This is a genomic window from Ensifer sp. SSB1 (assembly GCF_016652895.1).
In the GTDB taxonomy this organism is placed as follows: domain Bacteria; phylum Pseudomonadota; class Alphaproteobacteria; order Rhizobiales; family Rhizobiaceae; genus Ensifer.
In genome coordinates this window covers 1-4,538 of sequence record NZ_JAEPRP010000299.1, presented here as the reverse complement: position 1 = coordinate 4,538, position 4,538 = coordinate 1, and the positions used below count along the sequence as shown (strand labels likewise).

Here is a 4,538-nt window from a genome sequence, read left to right as displayed (position 1 = left end):
ACGAGGTCCGAGAATTCCCGGTGTGCTTTAAATGTTCTCAAGTTGCTGGACGTCGGTTTAACGGCGGCCTGATATTGGCATGCACGATATTGGCAAAAAACGCTATCACCCGGGGCCAAATTTTCTTGGTGGCATGAGTAACGTGTCGAAATAGCAACGGCATCATAAGCCAAGGCGCGCGCCTTCAAGAAGTGCACTGCCAACCGGCCGCGTGAGCGCAAGTAGTAACGGCCCTTGTTCTGTCGGGGGCGGGCGGGTGCGCAATAAAGATATGCTTGAATGAAGTTGGAACGGAGGTCCTGCGGGCTCGGATAAATCAGACCGGCTGAGCCGCGGAGCCGTCCAAGCTTGCGCGCCCGTGTGGGCGCGCAAAACTCGTTCCGAGGTCGTCTGTTCCCGGCAGTCGGCGACGCCGGGAGCAGGCCAATACATCAGTCGTTCGCGGTCACCTTGACGCCGAGCACCGACGGGATCGTGTTCGGCGCGCCCATGGCAGCGCCCATGATCATCGGGAACGGAACCGGCTTTTCCGGTGCAGCGCTGATCGTCAAGCTCTTCGGGCCATCGAGATAGGCGTTGATGGCGGCGGACACCTGGTTCTGCAGTTCAGGCACGTTGAGCTGGGCCATCATGATCGGCACCAGTCCCTTCAGCGACTGCGCCATCTGATCGCCCGTAACGCCCTGCTGCGAGCCGGCATAGTCCAGCGCCTTCTTGGTGATGGAAGCGTCGTCGAAGCGGATTTCGGCGCTGTTGAAGGTCAATTGCTGCACCAGACCCATCATGGCGAGGCCCATGGCCTGGTTAGCCTCTTCCTTGTTCGGGTTGGCTTCGGCCGCCTTCATCGCTTCCTGCATCGATTTGACGAAGCCCAGCGTGTAGCCGGAGATATCGAAGGCGAAGTTCAGCCGGCCGACGTTCTTGAAGTCGAAGGCGTATTCTTCCAGGGCGACATTGCCGCTTTCGACTTCCCAGCTGCCCTTCATCGTCAGAGCGCCGTCAATCGTGGTGAGGCCGAGTTTTTCGATCGCGTCCTTCGTCTTGGCGTCTTCGACCGAAGAAAGGTCTGCCTTGATGCCGGAAGCCGTCGCGTCGAAGTCGAAGCCGGCGTCATTTTCCTGGCGTGCCAGGTTGGCTTCAGTGCTTTCGAGCGAGAATACTTCCTTACCCTTGGCGTTGAGTGTTATCGGGCCCGTGCTCGCGCTTTCGTAGAGAAGGATGTCGTTGATCGTCTCGCCCTTGGCATTGGCGGGAATCGTAAGGCCAGAGAGCAGGATGTCCTTGACCGAGAGGCTGCCTTCTTCCTGGCTGAGGTTCACGTCCGGGAAGGTTACGGTTTCGGCGTAGTAGCCACCGCCCTCGGTTTCCTCGACGCCTTCAAAGGTCAGATCGCCGATCTTCAGGTTTGTCGGTTCGCCCGGCTGGCTGGCGAACTTCAGCTGCACGCCGGTCACCGTCACCTTGTCGCCGTCGACTTCGGCCTTGTCATAGGTGAGGGAGGTGCCGTTCGCGTTCGTTGCCGCATCGAGCTTCTTCATCAGGTCCGCGCCATCGAGTGCGAAGGCCGGGCTGGCGAGAGTAAGGAGCGCGGCGCTCGCCATCATCAGGCGGATCTTGCGCGTGTGCATCATTGTCGAGTTCCTTCGTAAAATCTTTGATTGTGTAGCTGTTTCGAAGATGAGGCGTGGCTAATCTGGTTTGTCCCGGCAGAGGGCGTCAACTGGGAGCGAACGGCAACATCCGGCAGTTTTCGGCGGCCAGTTCGTGTCTTGCAATCCCCCTCACAGATCGTCCAAATCAACTGCAGCCGAAGCTATTACGAAACAGGGCGAAATTATATTCGCTTGGCCAAACCGCACATGTCCCTGACCGGGCATGCTTTCCGGGATGCTACCAAGCGCTCGCCTCAGACGCATAGCGGCCCGACCGTTGCACGAACATTGCGCCGGAGCAAGCGGATCGCTTCAGGCGCCAACTGTCGGCTGGCCGGGGGTTCTCCACAATCGCATCCCCTGAAAACCTTGCTGTTCCGGGTTTGTTGCGCTAGCAAGGACCTATGGGACAAAGCCTTAATCCCCCGTCAGGCGGGGACGACAATATTCAGCCGGTTGACCTCAAGGCGGCGCTGGAAGAGCGTTATCTCGCCTATGCCTTGTCGACCATCATGCACCGCGCGCTTCCGGACGTTCGCGACGGGTTGAAGCCCGTGCACCGCCGCATCGTGCATGCGATGAGCGAGATGGGTCTCAGACCCAATTCATCGTTCAAGAAATGCGCCCGCATCGTCGGCGACGTCATGGGTAAGTTCCACCCGCACGGCGACGCCTCGATCTATGACGCGCTGGTGCGCCTGTCCCAGGAGTTTGCGATCCGCTATCCGCTGGTCGACGGCCAGGGCAACTTCGGCAACATCGACGGCGATAACGCTGCAGCGATGCGATACACCGAAGCGAAGATGACGGACGTCTGTTCGCTGCTTCTTGAGGGTATCGACCAGGACGCGGTGGATTTCCGCCCCACCTATAACGAAGAGGACCAGGAGCCGACCGTGCTTCCCGGTGCCTTCCCGAACCTGCTTGCAAACGGTGCAACCGGCATTGCCGTCGGCATGGCGACCTCGATCCCGCCGCACAACGCGCATGAACTGTGCGATGCGGCGCTGCATCTCATCCGCCATCCGGAAGCGAGCGTCGAGGATCTGCTTTACGATCCGGCCAATCCGCAGAAGGGCGGCATCGAAGGACCTGATTTCCCGACCGGCGGCGTGATCGTCGAGAGCCGCGAAAGCATGGCCGAATCCTATCGCACGGGCCGTGGCGGCTTCCGCGTCCGTGCCCGCTGGGTTCAGGAGGACATTGGTCGTGGCGGCTACCAGATCGTCGTCACCGAAATTCCCTACCAGGTCCAGAAGTCGCGCCTGATCGAAAAGATTGCCGAGCTGCTGGTGGCCCGCAAACTGCCGCTGCTCGAAGACATTCGCGACGAATCCGCGGAAGATGTCCGCATCGTACTGGTGCCGAAGAGCCGCTCGGTCGACGCCGGCATCCTGATGGAGTCGCTGTTCAAGCTGACCGAGCTCGAAAGCCGCATCTCGCTCAACATGAACGTCCTGTCCATGGGGCGCGTGCCGCGGGTCATGGCGATCAACGAGGTGCTATCGGAATGGCTGGCGCACCGCCGCGAGGTATTGCAGCGCCGGTCCCGCCATCGCCTGGCGGCGATCGACCGCCGGCTCGAGATCCTCGGCGGTTACCTCGTCGCCTATCTGAACATCGACGAAGTCATTCGCATCATCCGCGAAGAGGACGAGCCCAAGCCTGTGATGATGGAGCGGTTCTCGCTCACGGACCTTCAGGCCGAGTCGATCCTCAACATGCGCCTGCGCTCGTTGCGCCGGCTCGAAGAGTTCGAGATCCGCACAGAATTCGACGCCCTGTCGAAGGAAAAGGCCGAAATCGAGGCGCTGCTCGCCTCCGAGGAGAAGCAGTGGCAGACCGTCGCCTGGGAGATCGGTGAGGTCAAAAAGAAGTTTGCCAAGGCGACCGATATCGGTAAGCGCCGCAGCACGTTTGCCGATGCTCCGGAAGCCGACGTGGAGGCGATCCAGCAGGCGATGATCGAAAAGGAACCGATCACCGTCGTCATCTCGGAAAAGGGCTGGATCCGTGCGCTGAAGGGCCATATCTCCGACACGTCCTCGCTCCAGTTCAAGGAGGGTGATGCGCTCAAGGTGGCGTTCCCGGCGCAGACGACGGACAAAATCCTGGTCTTTACGACCGGCGGCAAGGTCTACACGCTTGGCGGCGACAAGCTGCCCGGCGGTCGCGGGCATGGCGAACCGCTGCGCATCATCGTCGACATGGAGAACGATCAGGACGTCCTGACCGCCTTTGTTCACGATCCGGCGCGCAAGCTGATCGTCTCGTCGGCGGCAGGTAACGGCTTCGTCGTGACGGAAAGCGACATCGTCGCCAATACTCGCAAGGGCAAGCAGGTGATGAACGTCTCGATGCCGGACGAAACGAAGCTGGTCGTGCCGGTCAAGGGCGACCATGTTGCTGTCGTCGGCGAGAACCGCAAGATGCTCGTCTTCCCGCTCGTCCAGATCCCTGAAATGGCGCGCGGCAAGGGCGTCCGGTTGCAGCGCTACAAGGATGGCGGCATCTCCGACATTCGCTGCTTCACGATCGCTGAGGGGCTCATCTGGGAAGACAGCGCTGGCCGCGTCTTCACCAAGACGAAGGATGAACTGATCGAGTGGCAGGCGGACCGCGCATCGGCTGGCCGCGTCGTTCCGAAGGGCTTCCCGCGCAGCGGAAAGTTCAGCGGCTGATCTTGAAGTCCCAGCCATGCGGCCGATTGGCTGCATGGCTGGTGTCCCATTTCGGGGCGTCGAATTTTTGCATTAAGGTATTGGAAACACAGTTGAAACCGAGCGAAATGCGGCGCTTGTAAGGTGTCGCCGTATCGTGGATCACTGCCCATCCAACAGGATGGAGATGATGCCGAACGCCAGCACCCTCGACGACATTCTCCTG

The 4,538-nt window shown here is 60.4% G+C and carries 3 protein-coding genes; 1 reads left to right on the top strand and 2 read right to left on the bottom strand.

Annotated features, from left to right (window positions below):
• Positions 1–431 precede the first annotated feature (431 nt).
• The gene (locus I8N66_RS36130; RefSeq protein WP_291165102.1) at positions 432–1,631 is read right to left on the bottom strand and encodes a hypothetical protein; all 1,200 of its coding nucleotides are present in this window, start codon (positions 1,629–1,631) and stop codon (positions 432–434) included.
• A 425-nt stretch (positions 1,632–2,056) separates the two neighbouring features.
• Here I8N66_RS36130 and parC point away from each other — a divergent pair, with 425 nt between their 5' ends.
• Positions 2,057–4,333 carry a DNA topoisomerase IV subunit A gene (gene parC / locus I8N66_RS36125; protein WP_291165099.1) on the top strand — a complete coding sequence of 759 codons (2,277 nt, stop codon included), beginning with the start codon at positions 2,057–2,059 and terminating at the stop codon, positions 4,331–4,333.
• Here parC and I8N66_RS36120 read toward each other — a convergent pair.
• Positions 4,323–4,538: hypothetical protein (locus I8N66_RS36120; RefSeq protein WP_291165096.1), on the bottom strand; the 216-nt coding region annotated here is incomplete at its 5' end. The genes parC and I8N66_RS36120 overlap by 11 nt on opposite strands.

Bases quoted from the DNA above. Each gene is read 5' to 3' on its own strand.
- I8N66_RS36130 (WP_291165102.1), bottom strand. From the start codon at position 1,631: ATGATGCACACGCGCAAGATCCGCCTGATGATGGCGAGCGCCGCGCTC.
- parC (WP_291165099.1), top strand. From the start codon at position 2,057: ATGGGACAAAGCCTTAATCCCCCGTCAGGCGGGGACGACAATATTCAG.